Origin of the sequence: Bradyrhizobium sp. SZCCHNR1051, assembly GCF_032489615.1 — a bacterium.
Classification (GTDB): Bacteria; Pseudomonadota; Alphaproteobacteria; order Rhizobiales; family Xanthobacteraceae; genus Bradyrhizobium.
This window is the reverse complement of the sequence record NZ_JAUEYJ010000012.1, coordinates 176,821-193,002: the sequence shown is the minus strand read 5'-3', so window position 1 is coordinate 193,002 and position 16,182 is coordinate 176,821. Positions and strand designations below refer to the sequence as shown.

The following is a 16,182-nucleotide window of genomic DNA, read 5'->3' as shown; positions in this document are numbered from 1 at the left end:
GACGGGTCACCCGCCAGAACCCTGCATCCGTCGATGGAGATTGGATGCCGGCCAATCCTTTTCGGGTTTGCTTGCGAAGAAGAGCTTAATCACCTTCGCCTCGTCCGCGCTAATCTTTCCAGACGAAACGCTCTGCTCAAGATGCTCTTCGGCCCTGTCTTGTTTATCCCGATCGGTCATCTAGGGCCTCTCGCTCGTTTCTTGGAGAACAACAACCAGCTTGTCTTGTTCCTCACCAGCGGACAGGAACTCTTTGTCGATCACAAGGAACGTGCATCCGGTGGGAAGGAGAGCTTCCTCTTCGTGGAAGTTGGGCGAAAGCCACCAGATTGACCTCGCACTTAACGCCCGAATGATGAACAAAACGTTTCCACCGAAAGCGCCAGTCTCGGAAAAGGACGCGCTGGTGAATGCAGGAAAATGCACCGGCCGATCGAGCGGGTATTGTTCACTGAACGCATTCAGATCCGGGGCGCTATAACCACGGTACACGGTCCCAGGCTTGCCCCTGATTGGAATAATCTTGCTCAGGCCCCTGTTCAAAACAGCAGCAAACGCCAGTACGTCCGGGGCCGGATTGCCCGACCAAAGCTGCTCATTGATGTAGCTGTGCCAGCCGTTAGCTGTCGAATAGACATAAAATGCCAGGGCTTCGGTATTCGTGATTTTTTCGTGAAATAGGGAGTCAAGTTGCGCGGCTGTGCAGATTTTGCGCAAACATCTCGCCGCCTCGTCGTTCCCGATCAGCCGGCAAAGCAAATTGAAAAATTCATGTCCATCCATGTTGCTGGCGATTGGTTACGACAATGAACGCAAGTTAAGAAATCTCCTGTAGTAGAGTCGGATATGTAGCACATCCTTTGATGTATATGAAGCATTCAGGAGAAGTGTGTTCGCCGCCCGCTCAGTGTTTGAGCGGCAGATCAAACGTCACCTTCAATCCATCCGGCGCGAAGTCGCGCGTGACCTCGCCCTTCAGCGCGGCGCCGAGAATGCGCTCGAACAGCAGCGAACCGAAGCCGTTGCGTGCGGGCGGGGAGACATCCGGCCCGCCGTTCTCCTGCCAGAACAGCTTGAGCCGTCCGTCGGCATGGGTCCAGCCCAGCGTCACGCGACCCGCATCGTTCGACAGCGCGCCATACTTCACCGCATTGGTGACGAGCTCGTGCAGGCCCATCGACAGATACAGCGCGATGCCCGGCGCGAGCTGCAGGGCGGGGCCGTCGACGGCGATCCGGTCGGACTGCAACGGCGCCAGCTCGGCGCACACCAGCTCATTGAGCGCGATCGCTTCGCGGCCGCGATCCAGCGCCAGCGCGTGGCTGCGCGTCAGCGCCGCGATGCGGCCGCGCAGCACCTCGCCGAACTCGGCCAGCGCCGAATCGGCGCGGATGCTCAGCGCGATGACGCTGTCGACCAGCGCCAGCGTGTTCTTGACGCGGTGATTGAGCTCGTGGACCAGCACGCGATGGTGCTGCTCGACCGTGCGCCGCCGCGCATTCTCGGTGCGCAGTGCGATTTCGTCCATCACGATCTCGCTGAGCTCGGTGAGCTGGGCGATGTCGTCGTCGCTCCACGGCCGCGGCTCGTGATCGATGGCGCAGAGCGCGCCGATCACCTCGCCGCTCGGCAGCCGCAGGGGAACGCCGAGATAGGCGATCACGCCGAGAACCGGCACCGCGAGATTGTCCTTCACCAGCGGATGCTCGTTGGCGTCGCTGATCACCAGCGGCTGCGCCGAGGTCACGACGTGCTGGCAGAAGGAGTGGCTGAGCGGCGTCTCGCGCAGCGACGCCCATGGCTCGCACAGGCCGACCGAGCTCTTGAAGAACTGCCGGTCGCGATCGACCAACGCGATGATCGCCGCTGGGGCCTGCAACAGCCGCGTGGTCAGGCGCGTGACGCGGTCGAAGCCCGGCTCCGGCGGCGAGTCGAGCAGCTCGGTCTGCAACAGGGAAGTCAATCGGTCTGGCGCGGAGGCGTCGCGATCGGACGTCATGCAGCTTTCGTCGGTCGGGCGTTCAGCCGGTGACAGGTTGCAAGACGGACCGGACGGAGCGCAAATCCGGAGCCGGTCGATCGTGCGGCGCAGTGGTATTCGGCTGGAACGAAGCCGGCGCAGAGACGAGATGAAGCCATCAACGCGGCCATCGCCGCGCTTCAGGGGCGGGGCGAATCCCGGTTCCACGCAGGTAACCAAGTGGTAGACTATGGCCTGACCAAGGCAAGTTCGGCATTCCGCCGCAGGTTCTCTTTGGTATGCATTATACCCGTCAGCCCCCCTTGACCGCACCCGCCGTCAGGCCGGCCACGATCTGCCGCTGTGCGAACACTGTCAGCAGCAGCACCGGCAGGGTCACGATCAGCGCCGCCGCCGCGAGCGGCCCCCACGAGAGCTGATCGAACGAGATCATGTTGTAGACCGCGACCGGCAAGGTGCGGGTCTCGCGTCCGGCCAGCACGATGCCGAACACGAAATTGTTCCAGGAGAAGATCACCGCGAGGATGAAGGCCACCGCCAGGCCGGGCTTCGCCACCGGCAATGCCACGTGGCGGAAAACCTGCCAGCGCGTTGCGCCGTCGATGCGCGCGGCTTCCTCGAGCTCGATCGGCGTGGTCTCGAAATAGCCGATCATGATCCAGATCACGATCGGCACGGTGACGACGAGATGGATGATGATCTGCGGCCACAGCGTGCCGAGCAGGCCGAGCCACTGAAACAAGAGGAACAGCGGGATGAGGTACGACAGGCCGGGCGTGATGCGCGCGATCAGGATCACGATCGCCGATTTATGCGCGGCCATCCGTGCGATGCCGTAGCCGGCGGGCACGCCGACCAGCATGGCGAGAAAAGTCGCGCCGCCGGTCACCAGCAGGCTGTTCTTGAAATAGGTGAAGAAGCGGTTGGACGACAGCACGTCGGCATAGTTCTTCCAGGCGAAATGCTCCGGCCAGAACACCGGCGGATACGCGGCGTTGTCGACCTCGAACTTCACCGACAGCGAGATCATCCAGAGGAAGAACAGGATCGCCGGGGAGACGATGAGGAAGACGCCGAGCGCGAGGCCGAGCCGGCCGAGGATGGTCTGCGCGCTCATGCGTCGCTCCCCAGCGCATTCCACTGTGCTCGCCGGCGCAGCACCAGCAAGAGCGCAGTCAGCGCGATGATCAGCGCGAAGAACACCACCGCGATCGCCGAGGCATAGCCGAGGTCGTAATAGACGAAGGCGACGCTGTAGAGATAGAGGTTGATGGTCTCCGACGCCGAGCCCGGCCCGCCCTGGGTGATCGCGAAGATGATGTCGAAGCTCTTGATGGCGTCGATGGCGCGGATCATCGCGGCGATGAACAGGAACGGCATGATCAAGGGCAGCGTGATGTAGCGGAACATCTGCCAGGTGCTGGCGCCGTCGATCTGCGCGCTCTCATACGGTTCGGTCGGCAGCGAGGCGATGCCGCCGAGCACGATCAGCATGACCAGCGGCGTCCACTGCCAGGTCTCGACCAGCACCAGCGAGGGGATCACCGTGCCCGGATGAAACACCCAGAGCTGTGGCGGCAGGCCCACCAGCGACAGAAGATAGTTCAGGATGCCGAGCTGCGGGTGGAACATCATGGTCCACACCAGCGCGATCGCGACGGGCGTCGCCATCATCGGCATGATGAAGAGGGCGCGCAGCAGCCCGCGCCCGGGAAAGCGGGCGTGGAAGACGACCGCGGCGAAGGTGCCGAGCACCAGCGGCAGCAGCACCGACAGCGCGGTGTAGGACAGCGTGTGTCCGACCGACTCGACAAAGCGTGGATCTGCCGGCAGCCGCAGGTAGTTCGACAGCCCGACGAAGGTCGTGGGTGAGCCGACCTTCCACTCCTGGAAGCTCATCCAGATCGTGAACAGCCAGGGAAAGATGATCACCGCGAGCACGGTGACCAGCGCCGGCACCACGAACGGCCAGTACGACGGCGGCCGCAACGCGCGTTCCGGCGCAGCGGCGTCCGCTGCCGCGCCGGCCTGTTCGACGATCGTGCTCACGCTTTCTCGCTGCGCTCCAGGATCGGGCGGAACTGCTCGTGCGCCTTCTTCAGCTCGGTCGCGGGATCGGCGCCCGACAGCGTGGCGGTCAACGCAGCACCGACGAGATCGCGGAATTCGGCGACCGGGATGATCACGGGCAGGCCGAGCTTGCTGATCTTGCCGGAGTCGATCGCCGACTGCAGCCACTCCTTCGGCATCTTCACGCCGCCCTGGACTCCGGGATCGTTGAGCACCGAGTTGCGGAACGGCACGCCGCCGCCGGCTTGCACCAGGCGGGCGCCCTGCGGCTTCGACACCAGCCACTGGCAGAGCAGCCAGGCGGCTTCCTTGTTCTTGCTCGCAGCCGCAATGCCGATGCCGTCGCCATAGGTCGCCGAGTACTGTCCCTTCGGTCCGGCGGGCACCACGGTGTAGCCGACCTTGCCGACCACGCGCGAGGCATTGGCGTCCTCCAGCGGCGGCGCCCAGCCGACGCCGTCGATCCACATCGCCGAGCGCCCCTGCGTGAATGAGGCCATCGACTCCATCCAGTTGAAGCCGGCCACGCCGGGAGGCGCGCAGGTCGTCAGCAGCTTCTGATACAGCTTGGTCGCCTCGACGGCCTCCGGGCCGTCGGTCAGGATGTTGCCCTTGGCGTCCAGGAACTCGCCGCCATAGTTGAGGAAGAAGTTCGTCCACAGCGTCATGTTGGCGTTGCGCAGGCCGCGGCCGACGAAGCCGAACGTGCCGTCCTTGGCATCGGTCAGCTTCTGCGCCGCCGTGACCATCTCGTCGAGCGTCTTCGGCACTTCGACGCCCTTCTTCGCGAACAGCTCCTTGTTGTAGTAGAGGATGAAGTAGTCCACCGACCACGGCAGCGAGAACATCCGGCCCTTGTCGTTGCTGGCGTAAGTCAGGCCGGCGGCGGAGAAATCGCTCTGCACGAGGTCCGGCGCCGTGAGGTTCGGATCCTTCATGAAGTCGGTGATGTCGGCGAGCCAGCCGGCCTTCTCGAACTGCCGCTTCTGCACGTGATAGCTGAGATGGACGACGTCGAAGCTCGGCTTGCCCGACGACAGCTCGATCACGACCTTCTGCCGCTGCTGCTGCTCGGGGATCTGCTCGGATTCCACCTCGATGCCGGTCAGCGCGGTGAATTCCTTGATGTTCTTCTGCAGATTGTCGCCGCGCGGCCCCTTGGCCAGGATCACCTCGAGCTTGGTACCGGCATATTTCTTCCACTGCGGCTCCGACCAGGCGGGCTGGCCGGTGAGCGCAAGCGCGCCTGCTGCTGCCGTACCCGCAAGCATGTTGCGGCGCGTGATCGCGGTCATCATATCCTCCCAGAAGACTTCTTGTTTGGTCGTGAAGTGTAGCGCGATCCAGCGGCGCTGCAACAGCATGGTGCCCGTTCGACTGGGGATGCGACGACAGCGCGTGGTGCGATGCGGCAATCCGTTATGCGCCCGATGCGGCTGTGAAATCCGCCCGCTCCAGCAGCCACGACAGTGCAAAGCCAGCGACGAGCCCCCAGAACGCGGCGCCGATGTTGAGCAGGGGCATGTCGGCGACGGTGACGAGGAAGGCGATCAGGGCGCCGAGGGAGAAGTTCGTTCTGAACGCGGTCACGAACGCCGTTTGCAGCACGCGCAGCATGGCGAGGCCCGCCAGCGCGGTGATCAATGATTTCGGCGCGATCAGCAGCAGCGTGGTGAAGGTCGGCGCCAGCAGGCCGAAGCCGAGCGCAAGCACGCCCACGACCATCGCCGCGGTATAGTGGCGCTTGCGCTCGCCGCCGGAGACGACGATCGCGTTGGTCGGTCCGGTCAGGCAGGTCGACACGCCGCCCACGACAGCCGCGAGCGCCGAGCCGATGCCGCAGGCCACGGTCACCACATTGACCGGGGGCGTGTGGCCGGCGGCGGTCAGCACCGCAAAGCCCTGGCCGTTCTGCACCACCAGCACGGTGACCGCGAGCGGCACGATCAACTCGATCATCGCCGCCAGCGACCAGGACGGCGTCTGGATCACGGGCCGGATCAGCGCGATTTGCAGCGACGCGCTCTGGTCGTATTTGCCGAACAGGATGGCTGCGAGCGTGCCAATGACGAGCGCGCCGATGATCGGCGGGCAGCGCCGGCCGAGCGCTGGCAGCGCGGTCAGCAGCAGCCAGGCGACGACCATCGGCCCGGCGATGGCGAAGTCGGCGAACACGGCGCGGACGAGATCGAGGCCGAAGCGCAGGAATACGCCGGCGACCATGCCCATCACGATCGGCATCGGCACCAGTTGCATCGAGCGCTTGACCCAGCCGGTGAGCCCGAGCACCAGCATCAACAGCGCGGTGCCGTAGAATGCACCGACCACCTGCGGAAAGCTGAGATGCGTCAGCGACTGGCCGACCAGGACGGTGCCCGGAATGGTCCAGAACAGCACCAACGGCTCGCGATAGCGCCACGACAGCAACAGCGTGATCAGCCCGTTGATGAAGAACACGCCGAAGATCCACGACGCGATCTCCGCCTGCGACAGCCCGCCATTGGCGCCGACCGACAGGATGATGGCGACCGGTCCGGTGATCGCGAACAGCCAGCCGATGAAGCCGTGTGACACATAGAGTGGGCCCAAATCGCTGGTGATCTGGCCGAGGCTGGGCGGCGGTCCGGCGGGGCGTTCGATGGCGTTGAGCATGGAGGGCAGGGCTCGGGCGGGGCTCTTGTTGTTGTCCTTGGTGTCTTGGGGGATGTTGGCCGAAGCGGACGGGGCGTGCAAGGCGTAGGGCTGATTGGCGGATTACGCTGCGCTAGTCCGCTGTGCGGGTTTGAGCGTAGGGCGGAATAGGCGAAGCCGTAATCCGCCGCAGATCTTGAACTCATACATCCGCTGAGAGTAGGCTTACGTTGATCGTCTCGACTCGAGACTCAATCGATGCCCAACTATCGACGCGCATTCGTTCCGGGCGGGTGTTGGTTCTTCACGGTGAATTTGCTCGATCGGCGTCAGACTTTGCTGATCGATCACGTCGACCTACTGCGCTCCGCGGTCGCTGCCGCGAAACGACGATTTCCTTTCGAGATCGATGCCTTCGTCGTCATGCCGGATCATCTTCATGCGATCTGGACCTTGCCGCCCGATGACGCCGACTTCTCGATGCGCTGGCGTCTGATCAAGAGCCGCTTCGCGCGGGCGCTTCCAAGGACAGAGAATCTCAGCCCCACTCGTGTCGCGCGGCAGGAACGCGGGATCTGGCAGCGTCGGTTCTGGGAGCACCTGATCCGTGATGAAGACGACTATTCGCGTCACGTAGAGTATTTTTACATCAATCCGGTGAAGCATCGCCTCGTGAGTCGTGTGGCGGACTGGCAGCATTCTTCGTTTCATCGGGATGTGCAGGCAGGAGTGTTTCCCGCAGACTGGGCCGGTGATGTCGCTGTGAGCGGAACGTTCGGGGAGCGTTAAGCCGTTCAAGTTGTCTTCGTGCCGAGGGGGGGGCGGATTACACTTTGCTAATCCGCCCTACGGGTCCTCTCTCTATCGAGGGTGATGAGATCGCAAAGCTCGGACGCGAAACGCGCCGCGAGATTGCGGAGGTGTATCCGCAGATGCCGTTCGAAATCATCAGCTGAAGTATGCCACGAGCGTCGGCGCGAGGGCGCCTCGCGATCACGGAGTGTGGGGCACGACGCCCACCTTCCCCTGGAGGGGGGAGGGTCGCTCGCGCGCGAAGCGGGCGAGCGGGGTGGGGTGAAGCCACGGATACCAGTGCTCGTGGAGAGATCACCCCGCCCCGCCTCACGTTTCGCTTCGCTCCTCGTGAGGCGACCCTCCCCCTCCAGGGGAGGGTGGACGACAGCGAGACGCTTGCATGCGAGGAAGCAGGAAGGCGCGAAGAAGACGATGCGGGATGCTATTAGAACCAGCCTCAGTCGAACAGGCTCGACACCGATTCTTCCGCCGCCGTGCGGCCGATCGCCTCGGCGATCAGCGGCGCGATCGCCAGCGTGCGGATGTTGGGCGCGTTGCGGACCGCTTCGGTCGGCATGATGGAGTCGGTGATGACGAGCTCCTTCAGCCGCGACGAGGTGATGCGGGTCGCGGCACCGCCGGAGAGCACGCCATGCGTGATGTAGGCGTAGACGTCCTTGGCGCCGTATTTGAGCAGCGCATCCGCCGCGTTCACCAGGGTGCCGCCGGAATCGACGATGTCGTCGATCAGGATGCAGGTGTGCCCGGAGACGTCGCCGATCACGTTCATGACCTCGGACTCGCCGGGACGCTCGCGGCGCTTGTCGACGATGGCGAGCGGCGTGTTGATGCGCTTGGCCAAGCCGCGGGCGCGCGCCACGCCGCCGACGTCCGGCGAGACGACCATGAGGCTGGAGAGATCGAAGCGATCCTTGATGTCGCGCACCATCAGCGGCGAGGCAAAAAGGTTATCGGTGGGGATGTCGAAGAAACCCTGGATCTGGCCGGCGTGCAGATCGAGCGTCATGACGCGGTCGACGCCCGCATGGGTGATCAGATTGGCGACGAGCTTGGCCGAGATCGGCGTGCGCGAGTTCGATTTGCGATCCTGCCGCGCATAGCCGAAATAGGGCACCACGGCGGTGATGCGGCGCGCGGAGGCGCGGCGCAGCGCATCGGTGATGATCAGGAGCTCCATCAGCAGGTCGTTCGCCGGATAGGACGTCGATTGAATGATGAAGACGTCGGAGCCGCGGACGTTCTCCTGGATCTCGACGAAGATCTCCATGTCGGCGAAGCGCCGGACCACCGCTTTCGTCAGCGGCAGCCCAAGTTCAGCGGCGATGCCGGCGGCGAGGGCCGGATTGGAGTTGCCGGCGACGAGTTTGATGGAGCCGTTCTTGGCCGACATCGTGAATTCTCCTCGCGTCTCGCTGGAGACCTTGTTCAGCATATCGGGCTATCCATGGAACCGGCAGTTTTGCACGGGCGAGGTGATATCAAGGACACTGCGCGCATGGCAACCCGCCGCAGGCGTTTTTCCCGGTCAAACAGGTGTTTTTCCCGGTCAAGAACGGCGCAAATTGCGCCTCTTTGCCTAATGGTCGGTGTAGCCGAGGGCCGCGACGCTGGTGCCGTCGGATCTGGGCGATGCGGGCTCGGCCGCGGCGACCGCGGGGCCGCGGGCGGCCGGCGCCGCCGGTGGCGCGCTGTCGGCCGGCGCGGTGCCGTTCAGCATGTTCGAAAGTCCGCTGAAGCCAGCCTGCGCGATTTTCCGAAGCACCATGTCGTCGACATTGTTCCACGGATCGCGGCCGCCGCGTCCGACCGGCTCTTCGCCCGACAGCCGCAGCGCGCGCTGCTGATTGCGATCGTAGACGTCGAACACCCAGGCGATCACGCCCTTGCCGCTGACGACCTGGGCGGAGAGATAGGTGCGGACACGATACGCTGCAGGGGCCTCGCGCGACACGATGGCGAGGCTGCGCAGCTTGGACTCGCTGTCGAGCACGCTGACCATGCGATCGAAGATTTGCGGCGGCGGGCCGTCGATCTGCTCGAAGGCGATCGTGGCGCTATCGGATGCAGGCGCCATCGCATAGGCGTTGGACGGACCACCGCTGCTGGTCGCGCAGCCGCCGAGCGTTGCGGCGGACGTCATCAGCAAAACGGCAACGCAGGCGTGCTGCGCAGCGCGGCTGATCCGTCGAAGTGGTGTCGGCGCTCCCCTCATCGTCGGGAGCGATATCGTTAAAATCGATTAACGTCTAGGTCGCGGCTGCCACAGATCGGGACAGAGTGCACTCAGTTGTACAGAAAGGGTTAAGCAATCCACATGCGGCCACAATGGCGCCCAGCTTCAGCCTTCGAGCATGATGGCGTGGACGTGCCGGCCATAGTCCGGCTCGTTGCGATGGACCGAGCGGCGGTAACTGAAGAAGCGCTCGTCGACATAGGTGTCGAGGCCGAGATCGTCGATCAGCAGCACGCCGGCGTTTTCCAGCCGCATCCGGATGAAGCCGGCGAGGTCGAACATCGCGTGGCCGTCGCGAACCGACGGCAGGAAGAAGCGCGCGTGCTCGGCGTCGTCGTCGAGGAAGCGGGTGACGAACTCGGCGCCGACCTCGTAGCTCGGCTGGCGGATCAGGGGGCCGATCGCGGCAATGATCCGGCCGCGCTCTGCGCCGAGCTCCTCCATCGCCTGCAGCGTGCCTTCGAGCACGCCGGTGAGCGCACCTTTCCAGCCGGCATGCGCCGCGCCGATGACGCGCTCATGCGGGTCGACGAACAGGATCGGCCCGCAATCGGCCGTGGTAACGCCGATCGCGAGATTCGGCGTCGCGGTCACCAGCGCATCGGCCTTAGGCCTGACGGGGCCGTCCCAGGGCCCGGTCGCAACCACGACGTCGGGCGAATGAATCTGGTGCAGGCTGAGGAACTGGTCGGGCGCGACGCCGAGATGGACGGCCATGCGGCGGCGGTTTTCGCGGACGTTCTCCGGCACGTCATTCGATCCAAGCCCGCCATTGAGCCCGGCATAGATGCCGTCGGAGACGCCGCCCTCGCGGGTGAAGAACGCGTGGCGCAGGCCAGGAATCGCGGACATCACATCCGATGATACCAGCATCATGCGCCTCCCGTCGTCTCGTTGGTGTGTTCGTCGCTGATGCCCGCCAGCACCGGAATGGCCGGATCGGAGATGCCGACCACCTTGAACAGCGACCCCATTCCGCCGCGGCCGCCGCCGGTCAGGCGCTTCAGCCCGCTCGCGATGTCCTCCGAGACTTCCGGCGACGCCTTCTGCATGAGGGTCAGCGCGCGGGTTTCGATGCCGAGCCGCTGCAGGAACTCGCCCTGCGTGACCGGGCCGTGAACGCGCGCGCCGACGGCTTCCGCGGCCCGCGCCAGCGCGTCGAAATCGACATGGGCGGTGATGTCGGCAAGCCCCGGTGTCTTGAGGGGATCAGCGAAGCTATGACGGGCGATGGCCTGGAAGGTGTCGCCGACGTCGCTGCGCACATGGCCGTAATCAATGATGACGGCGGCGCCGCGCTGGTCGCGGATGCGCCTGGCGATGGCCATCATCTCGGTGTTCGGCCGCCATTCGAAGATCGCGCCGGCCGGGGCGGCGCGCACCAGAGGCGGCAGCAGCAGCTCGAAGCCGGGCGTCGGATCGGCGGCCGCGCCGTAGACGAAGTTCTCCTCCTCGTCGAGCTCGACCACGCGCTCGTGCCAGCCGGTTTCGCGCTTCACCATCTGGTGAATCGGCAGCACGTCGAAATACTCGTTGGCGAAGATGACGCTGGGGCCCTCCGGCACCTCGTCGAAGCTCTCGTGCCAGGTGACGTTGCGCAGGCCGGTCAGCGTCGCCTTCTGCTTTTCACGCAGCACCGGATTGACCTCGACCATGTGAACCGAGATCGTCTGGTACAGCGGCGGCAGCACGCGCAGCGCCCGCAGCGCATCCGACATCATGGTGCCGCGGCCGGGCCCGAGCTCGATCAGCCGGAACTGCTGCGGCGAGCCGGCCGCCTTCCAGATCGAGGCCGCCCACAGCCCGAGCAGCTCGCCGAACATCTGGCTCACTTCGGGGGCGGTGGTGAAGTCGCCCTCGCGTCCGAGCGGATCGCGCGAGATGTAGTAGCCGTGCTCCGGATGCATCAGGCACAGCTCCATGTAGCGCCAGACCGGCATCGGGCCGGACGCCTTGATCAGCCGCTTGATCTCGGTGTGGAGCGGAGACGTTTCGATCACGGATTGGCCTGCAGCGGGGGAGTGGCTTGACGACTCTCGGGCCTGCGCAGCGCCCGTGCCACGAGAACGGCGCCGACGATCAGCATCGGCACCGACAGCAGCATGCCCATGGTCAGGCCGCGCCAAAGGAAGCCGAGTTGCTCGTCCGGCTCGCGGAACAGCTCGCTGACGATGCGCGCCGTGCCATAGAGGCCGATGAAGCTGCCGAGGATCATGCCGGGCCGCCTCAACGCGCCGAGCCGGATCATGATCGCCAGGACGATGAACAGCAGGATGCCTTCGAGGCCGGCTTCGTAGAGTTGGCTCGGATGGCGCGGCAGGTGGGTCGGATCGCGCGGGAAGATCATCGCCCAGGGCAGGCTGGGATCGGCCGTGCGGCCCCACAACTCGCTGTTGATGAAATTGGCGATGCGGCCAAGCAGCAGCCCGATCGGAGCGACGGCGGTGGTGAGGTCGCCGAGCGACAGGATCGGCAGGCCGTTGCGGCGGCTGAACCAGATCACGGCGATGACGCAGCCCATGAAGCCGCCATGGAACGACATGCCGCCCTTCCACAGCTGGAAGATCTCGAGCGGATGGTCGATGAAGAACGGCAGATTGTAGAACAGCACGTAGCCGGTGCGGCCGCCGAGAATGATGCCGATCGTGACCCAGAGAATGAAATCGTCGAGCTGTGGCAGCGAGATCGGCGCCGGGCCTCCCCACAGCCGGTCCTTCTTCAGCAGCGAGCGAGCGTAGAGCCAGCCGAGCACGATGCCGCAGATATAGGCCAGCGCGTACCAGCGGATCGCGAACGGGCCGATGGCGATCGCAACCGGATCGAACACGGGGAAGTCGATGAGGAGAGGCGTCATTCACTGGCTTTCGTGGACACGGCGTCCCGCTTCTGGAAGCCCCCGGGCGCTGCGGGCTTCGAACGGGCCCCGCCACATGAACAGGCGCGGCGCGATGTGATCTCAGGGCTGCTCATACCAGCGCCGCGGGCCGGCGCAACAAGTACGATGACAAGGAAACCAAGGCATGACAAGACGGGCCCATCTTGCGGGCGGCGACAGGGATCGCCATTCTGTCTTCCACAATCGTGCTCGTCGCGGGACGCGGAGTTTCTCACATGACCCAGACCAACAACCGGTTTTTCGACGAACTCGGCCGCCTGATGAACGATGCCGCCGGTGCCGCCCAGGGCATGAAGCGGGAGGTCGATTCCGTCATCCGCAACCAGGCGGAAAAGATCCTGAACGACCTGGACATCGTGAAGCGCGAGGAGTTCGAGGCGGTCAAGGACATGGCCCGGCTCGCCCGCGAGGAGAACGAGGCGCTGAAGGCCCGAATCGCGGCGCTGGAAGCCAAGCTGGGCGGCGCGGCCGGCACGCCGCCGGGTGCCGGCAGCGCGGACGGCTGACGCCGCGGCCGGGTCGCCCTGGGACGGGAGGGCAGGCGGCCCCTTCATTTCCTTGTCATTTCCCAGGTTTGCCGCTAGAACGCCGCCACGTCCGCGGCCCCCGCACCCCTGGAGGCTTGCCGAAGGACGTCCAGCAACGGGCCGCATTGCGGCCTTTAACTTTTTAAAACAAGGACTTAACACGATGGCGACCGTCAGAGAACTGAAGGCGACCGCCCGTCCGTCAGTCGGCAAGGGGGCCGCACGGGCAGAGCGTCGCGCCGGGAGAGTGCCCGGAGTGATTTATGGAGACAACCAGCCCCCGCTGCCGATCTCGGTGGAAGACCGCGAGCTGCGCCAGCGCATCCTTGCGGGCCGGTTTCTGACCACGATCTTCGACGTCACCCTCGACGGCAAGAAGCACCGGGTGATCCCGCGTGACTTCCATCTCGATCCGGTCAAGGACTTCCCGATCCACGTCGACTTCATGCGGCTCGGCCAGGGCGCGACCATCCGCGTCAGCGTGCCCTTGCATGTGGTGGGTTCGGAAGCCGCGCCGGGCGTCAAGCGCGGCGGCACGGTCAACATCGTGACCCACACGCTCGACCTCGAGTGCCTGGCGGAGAACATCCCGCAGTTCATCGAGGCCGATGTCAGCGCGCTCGAGATCAACCACTCGCTGCACATCTCCGACGTCAAGCTGCCGACCGGCGTGAAGACGCTGTCGCGCGACGACGCCACCCTCGTCACCATCGTGCCGCCGTCCGGCTATGGTGAGGAGCAGAAGGCTGCTGCTGGCGCCGCCGCGGCACCCGCTGCCGCTGCTCCGGCTGCCGCCGCCAAGGCACCCGCTGCCGCGGCCAAGGCGCCGGCTGGCGGCGACAAGAAGAAGTAAGCCGTTCCGCTTGCGGGAAGCACGGGCGGGTCCCGTGCTTCCCGAAGCGACGGCGGGTGCGGATGCCGCGTCATGCTGCTGTTTGTCGGCCTCGGCAATCCCGGCGCGAAATATGCGCGCAACCGGCACAATATCGGCTTCATGGCCGTTGACGAGATCGCGCGGCGTCACCGCTTTTCGCCGTGGCGACGCAGGTTTCAGGGCGAGACCTCGGAAGGCACGCTGGACTCTGAGCGCGTCATCCTGTTGAAGCCCTCGACCTATATGAACGAATCCGGCCGCGCCGTGCAGGAGGCGACCAGCTTCTTCAAGCTCGGCGTCGGCGACGTCACGGTGTTTCAGGACGAGCTGGAATTGCCGCCGGGCAAGCTGCGCGTGAAGGTCGGCGGCGGCATTGCCGGCCATAACGGGCTGCGCTCGATCTCGGCGCATCTCGGCAACGACTATCGCCGCGTCCGGCTCGGCATCGGCCATCCCGGCGTCAAGGAATTGGTGCACGGCCACGTACTGTCGGACTTCGCCAAATCCGACATGCCCTGGGTCGAGGCGCTGTGCGAGGCGGTGGCCGACAATGCAGGTTTGTTGACGGGCCGGCGCGACTCCACCTTCGCCAACAAGGTGCATCTGGCGCTGCAGGCCAAAGGTTTTCTGGACAAGGGCGACGCTGGCGCCGTGTGAGGCGCCTCAGGCCGTCGTTTAAAAGGATGCGGGACGGGTCATGGGATTCAAATGCGGAATCGTTGGGTTGCCCAATGTCGGCAAGTCGACGCTGTTCAATGCGCTGACGGAGACGGCGGCGGCGCAGGCCGCGAACTATCCGTTCTGCACCATCGAGCCGAATGTCGGCGAGGTCGCCGTGCCCGATCCGCGGCTGGAGAAGCTCGCGGCCATCGCCAAGTCGGGACAGATCATCCCGACGCGGCTGACCTTCGTCGACATCGCCGGCCTGGTGCGCGGCGCCTCCAAGGGTGAAGGCCTCGGCAACCAGTTCCTCGCCAACATCCGCGAGGTCGACGCGATCGCGCATGTCGTGCGCTGCTTCGAGGATTCCGACATCACCCATGTCGAGGGCAAGATCGCGCCGCTCGCGGACATCGAGACCATCGAGACCGAGCTGATGCTGGCCGATCTCGACAGCCTCGAGAAGCGGGTCGACAACCTGTCCAAGAAGGCCAAGGGCGGCGACAAGGATGCCAAGGAGCAGTACGAGCTCGTCACCCGTGCTCTGGTGCTGCTGCGCGACGGCAAACCGGCGCGGCTGTTGGAGCGCAAGCCTGAGGAGGAGCGCGCCTTCGGCATGCTCGGCCTGCTGACATCCAAGCCCGTGCTCTATGTCTGCAATGTCGAGGAAAGCTCTGCCAAGGACGGCAATAGTTTCTCCCAGGCGGTGTTCGCGCGGGCCAAGGAGGAGGGCGCGGTCGCCGTCGTGATCTCAGCCAAGATCGAGTCTGAGATCGCGACGCTGTCGCGCGAGGAGCGCGTCGACTTCCTGGAGACCTTGGGGCTCGAAGAGGCTGGCCTCGATCGGCTCATCCGCGCCGGCTATCAGCTGCTCGACCTGATCACCTATTTTACCGTAGGTCCGAAAGAGGCGCGGGCCTGGACCATTCACCGCGGCACCAAGGCGCCGGCGGCTGCCGGCGTCATCCACACCGATTTCGAGAAGGGCTTCATCCGCGCCGAGACTATCGCCTTTGCCGACTACGTCGCGCTTGGCGGCGAGGCGGGCGCGCGCGAGGGCGGCAAGCTGCGGCTCGAAGGCAAGGAGTATGTCGTCGCCGACGGCGACGTGATGCACTTCCGCTTCAACAACTGAGAGCCTGTGGGGCGGCTACATCCGCCCCTGCTCGCGGATCGCGCCGAGGTGCTCGTTGATACGGAAGACGATCAGCACGAACTCGGCGATGATGCGCGAGAACACCATGCCGACGATGATTCCGGCGAGCGAGGACAACAGCATCAGGAAACCGCCGAATGGGCTGATCGCCATTTCGGAGAGGCCCGTGAAAATGCCGCGAATTCCCGACAGGATGATCAGCGCAATCACGAGCCAATAGAACGTCTTGATGATGGTGGGCGTGATGAAGCGGTCCCACTGGAACAAATCGCGAAATTCCAACATCCTGATCCCCCGGCCACGTCCGAATCGAAGTCGAATCCGTCTTTAAGTCCTGC

The 16,182-nt window shown here is 64.8% G+C and carries 18 protein-coding genes; 5 read left to right on the top strand and 13 right to left on the bottom strand.

The features are described 5' to 3' along the window. Positions 1-6: 6 nt before the first annotated feature. The 7 genes from QW868_RS16960 to QW868_RS16930 form a co-directional block, all read right to left on the bottom strand. A complete protein-coding gene (locus QW868_RS16960; protein WP_315796935.1) occupies positions 7-180 on the bottom strand; it encodes a hypothetical protein in 174 nt (57 codons plus the stop codon). Continuing rightward, a complete protein-coding gene (locus QW868_RS16955; protein WP_316179958.1) occupies positions 181-783 on the bottom strand; it encodes an ADP-ribosyltransferase domain-containing protein in 603 nt (200 codons plus the stop codon). A gap of 121 nt (positions 784-904) precedes the next feature. Then, a complete protein-coding gene (locus QW868_RS16950; protein WP_316179956.1) occupies positions 905-1,999 on the bottom strand; it encodes an HWE histidine kinase domain-containing protein in 1,095 nt (364 codons plus the stop codon). Positions 2,000-2,273: 274 nt separating this feature from the next. Then, positions 2,274-3,098: a carbohydrate ABC transporter permease gene (locus QW868_RS16945; RefSeq protein WP_315733991.1), complete on the bottom strand. Its 825-nt coding sequence runs from the start codon at positions 3,096-3,098 to the stop codon at positions 2,274-2,276. After that, positions 3,095-4,030 carry a sugar ABC transporter permease gene (locus tag QW868_RS16940; RefSeq protein ID WP_315757369.1) on the bottom strand — a complete coding sequence of 312 codons (936 nt, stop codon included), beginning with the start codon at positions 4,028-4,030 and terminating at the stop codon, positions 3,095-3,097. Before QW868_RS16940 ends, QW868_RS16945 begins: the two co-directional genes overlap by 4 nt. Continuing rightward, on the bottom strand, positions 4,027-5,346 hold the full coding sequence (locus QW868_RS16935; RefSeq protein ID WP_315757368.1) for a sugar ABC transporter substrate-binding protein: 1,320 nt from the start codon (positions 5,344-5,346) through the stop codon (positions 4,027-4,029). Before QW868_RS16935 ends, QW868_RS16940 begins: the two co-directional genes overlap by 4 nt. 124 nt (positions 5,347-5,470) lie before the next feature. Next, positions 5,471-6,703 carry a benzoate/H(+) symporter BenE family transporter gene (locus tag QW868_RS16930; RefSeq protein ID WP_316230986.1) on the bottom strand — a complete coding sequence of 411 codons (1,233 nt, stop codon included), beginning with the start codon at positions 6,701-6,703 and terminating at the stop codon, positions 5,471-5,473. Between the two features lie 237 nt (positions 6,704-6,940). On the opposite strand from QW868_RS16930, the gene QW868_RS16925 reads away from it, so the two are divergent. Next, positions 6,941-7,471, top strand: a complete 531-nt coding sequence (locus tag QW868_RS16925) for an REP-associated tyrosine transposase (RefSeq protein ID WP_316179950.1) — start codon at positions 6,941-6,943, stop codon at positions 7,469-7,471. A gap of 463 nt (positions 7,472-7,934) precedes the next feature. On the opposite strand, the gene QW868_RS16920 is transcribed toward QW868_RS16925, so the two are convergent. The 5 genes from QW868_RS16920 to lgt all read right to left on the bottom strand — a co-directional run bounded on the left by QW868_RS16920 (position 7,935) and on the right by lgt (position 12,585). Further along, on the bottom strand, positions 7,935-8,888 hold the full coding sequence (locus QW868_RS16920) for a ribose-phosphate pyrophosphokinase (protein WP_315735662.1): 954 nt from the start codon (positions 8,886-8,888) through the stop codon (positions 7,935-7,937). A gap of 186 nt (positions 8,889-9,074) precedes the next feature. After that, positions 9,075-9,638, bottom strand: a complete 564-nt coding sequence (locus QW868_RS16915) for a hypothetical protein (protein WP_315733982.1) — start codon at positions 9,636-9,638, stop codon at positions 9,075-9,077. A 198-nt stretch (positions 9,639-9,836) separates the two neighbouring features. Continuing rightward, positions 9,837-10,583, bottom strand: a complete 747-nt coding sequence (pgeF, locus tag QW868_RS16910) for a peptidoglycan editing factor PgeF (protein ID WP_409999119.1) — start codon at positions 10,581-10,583, stop codon at positions 9,837-9,839. Between the two features lie 20 nt (positions 10,584-10,603). Beyond that, the gene (locus QW868_RS16905) at positions 10,604-11,731 is read right to left on the bottom strand and encodes a class I SAM-dependent methyltransferase (RefSeq protein ID WP_315733979.1); all 1,128 of its coding nucleotides are present in this window, start codon (positions 11,729-11,731) and stop codon (positions 10,604-10,606) included. Further along, positions 11,728-12,585: a prolipoprotein diacylglyceryl transferase gene (lgt, locus tag QW868_RS16900; RefSeq protein ID WP_316179948.1), complete on the bottom strand. Its 858-nt coding sequence runs from the start codon at positions 12,583-12,585 to the stop codon at positions 11,728-11,730. The genes QW868_RS16905 and lgt overlap by 4 nt, the downstream gene beginning before the upstream one ends. Positions 12,586-12,842: 257 nt before the next feature. On the opposite strand from lgt, the gene QW868_RS16895 reads away from it, so the two are divergent. The 4 genes from QW868_RS16895 to ychF all read left to right on the top strand — a co-directional run bounded on the left by QW868_RS16895 (position 12,843) and on the right by ychF (position 15,823). Beyond that, a complete protein-coding gene (locus QW868_RS16895; protein ID WP_315714079.1) occupies positions 12,843-13,133 on the top strand; it encodes an accessory factor UbiK family protein in 291 nt (96 codons plus the stop codon). Between the two features lie 184 nt (positions 13,134-13,317). After that, entirely contained in the window at positions 13,318-14,007 is a 690-nt protein-coding gene (locus QW868_RS16890; RefSeq protein WP_315733977.1) for a 50S ribosomal protein L25/general stress protein Ctc, read from the top strand. A 72-nt stretch (positions 14,008-14,079) separates the two neighbouring features. Then, the gene (gene pth / locus QW868_RS16885; RefSeq protein ID WP_315733976.1) at positions 14,080-14,685 is read left to right on the top strand and encodes an aminoacyl-tRNA hydrolase; all 606 of its coding nucleotides are present in this window, start codon (positions 14,080-14,082) and stop codon (positions 14,683-14,685) included. A gap of 40 nt (positions 14,686-14,725) precedes the next feature. Then, a complete protein-coding gene (gene ychF / locus QW868_RS16880; protein ID WP_315778028.1) occupies positions 14,726-15,823 on the top strand; it encodes a redox-regulated ATPase YchF in 1,098 nt (365 codons plus the stop codon). Between the two features lie 15 nt (positions 15,824-15,838). Here ychF and QW868_RS16875 read toward each other — a convergent pair whose 3' ends face one another. Then, a complete protein-coding gene (locus QW868_RS16875) occupies positions 15,839-16,129 on the bottom strand; it encodes a DUF4282 domain-containing protein (RefSeq protein ID WP_315714083.1) in 291 nt (96 codons plus the stop codon). Between the last annotated feature and the right edge of the window lie 53 nt (positions 16,130-16,182).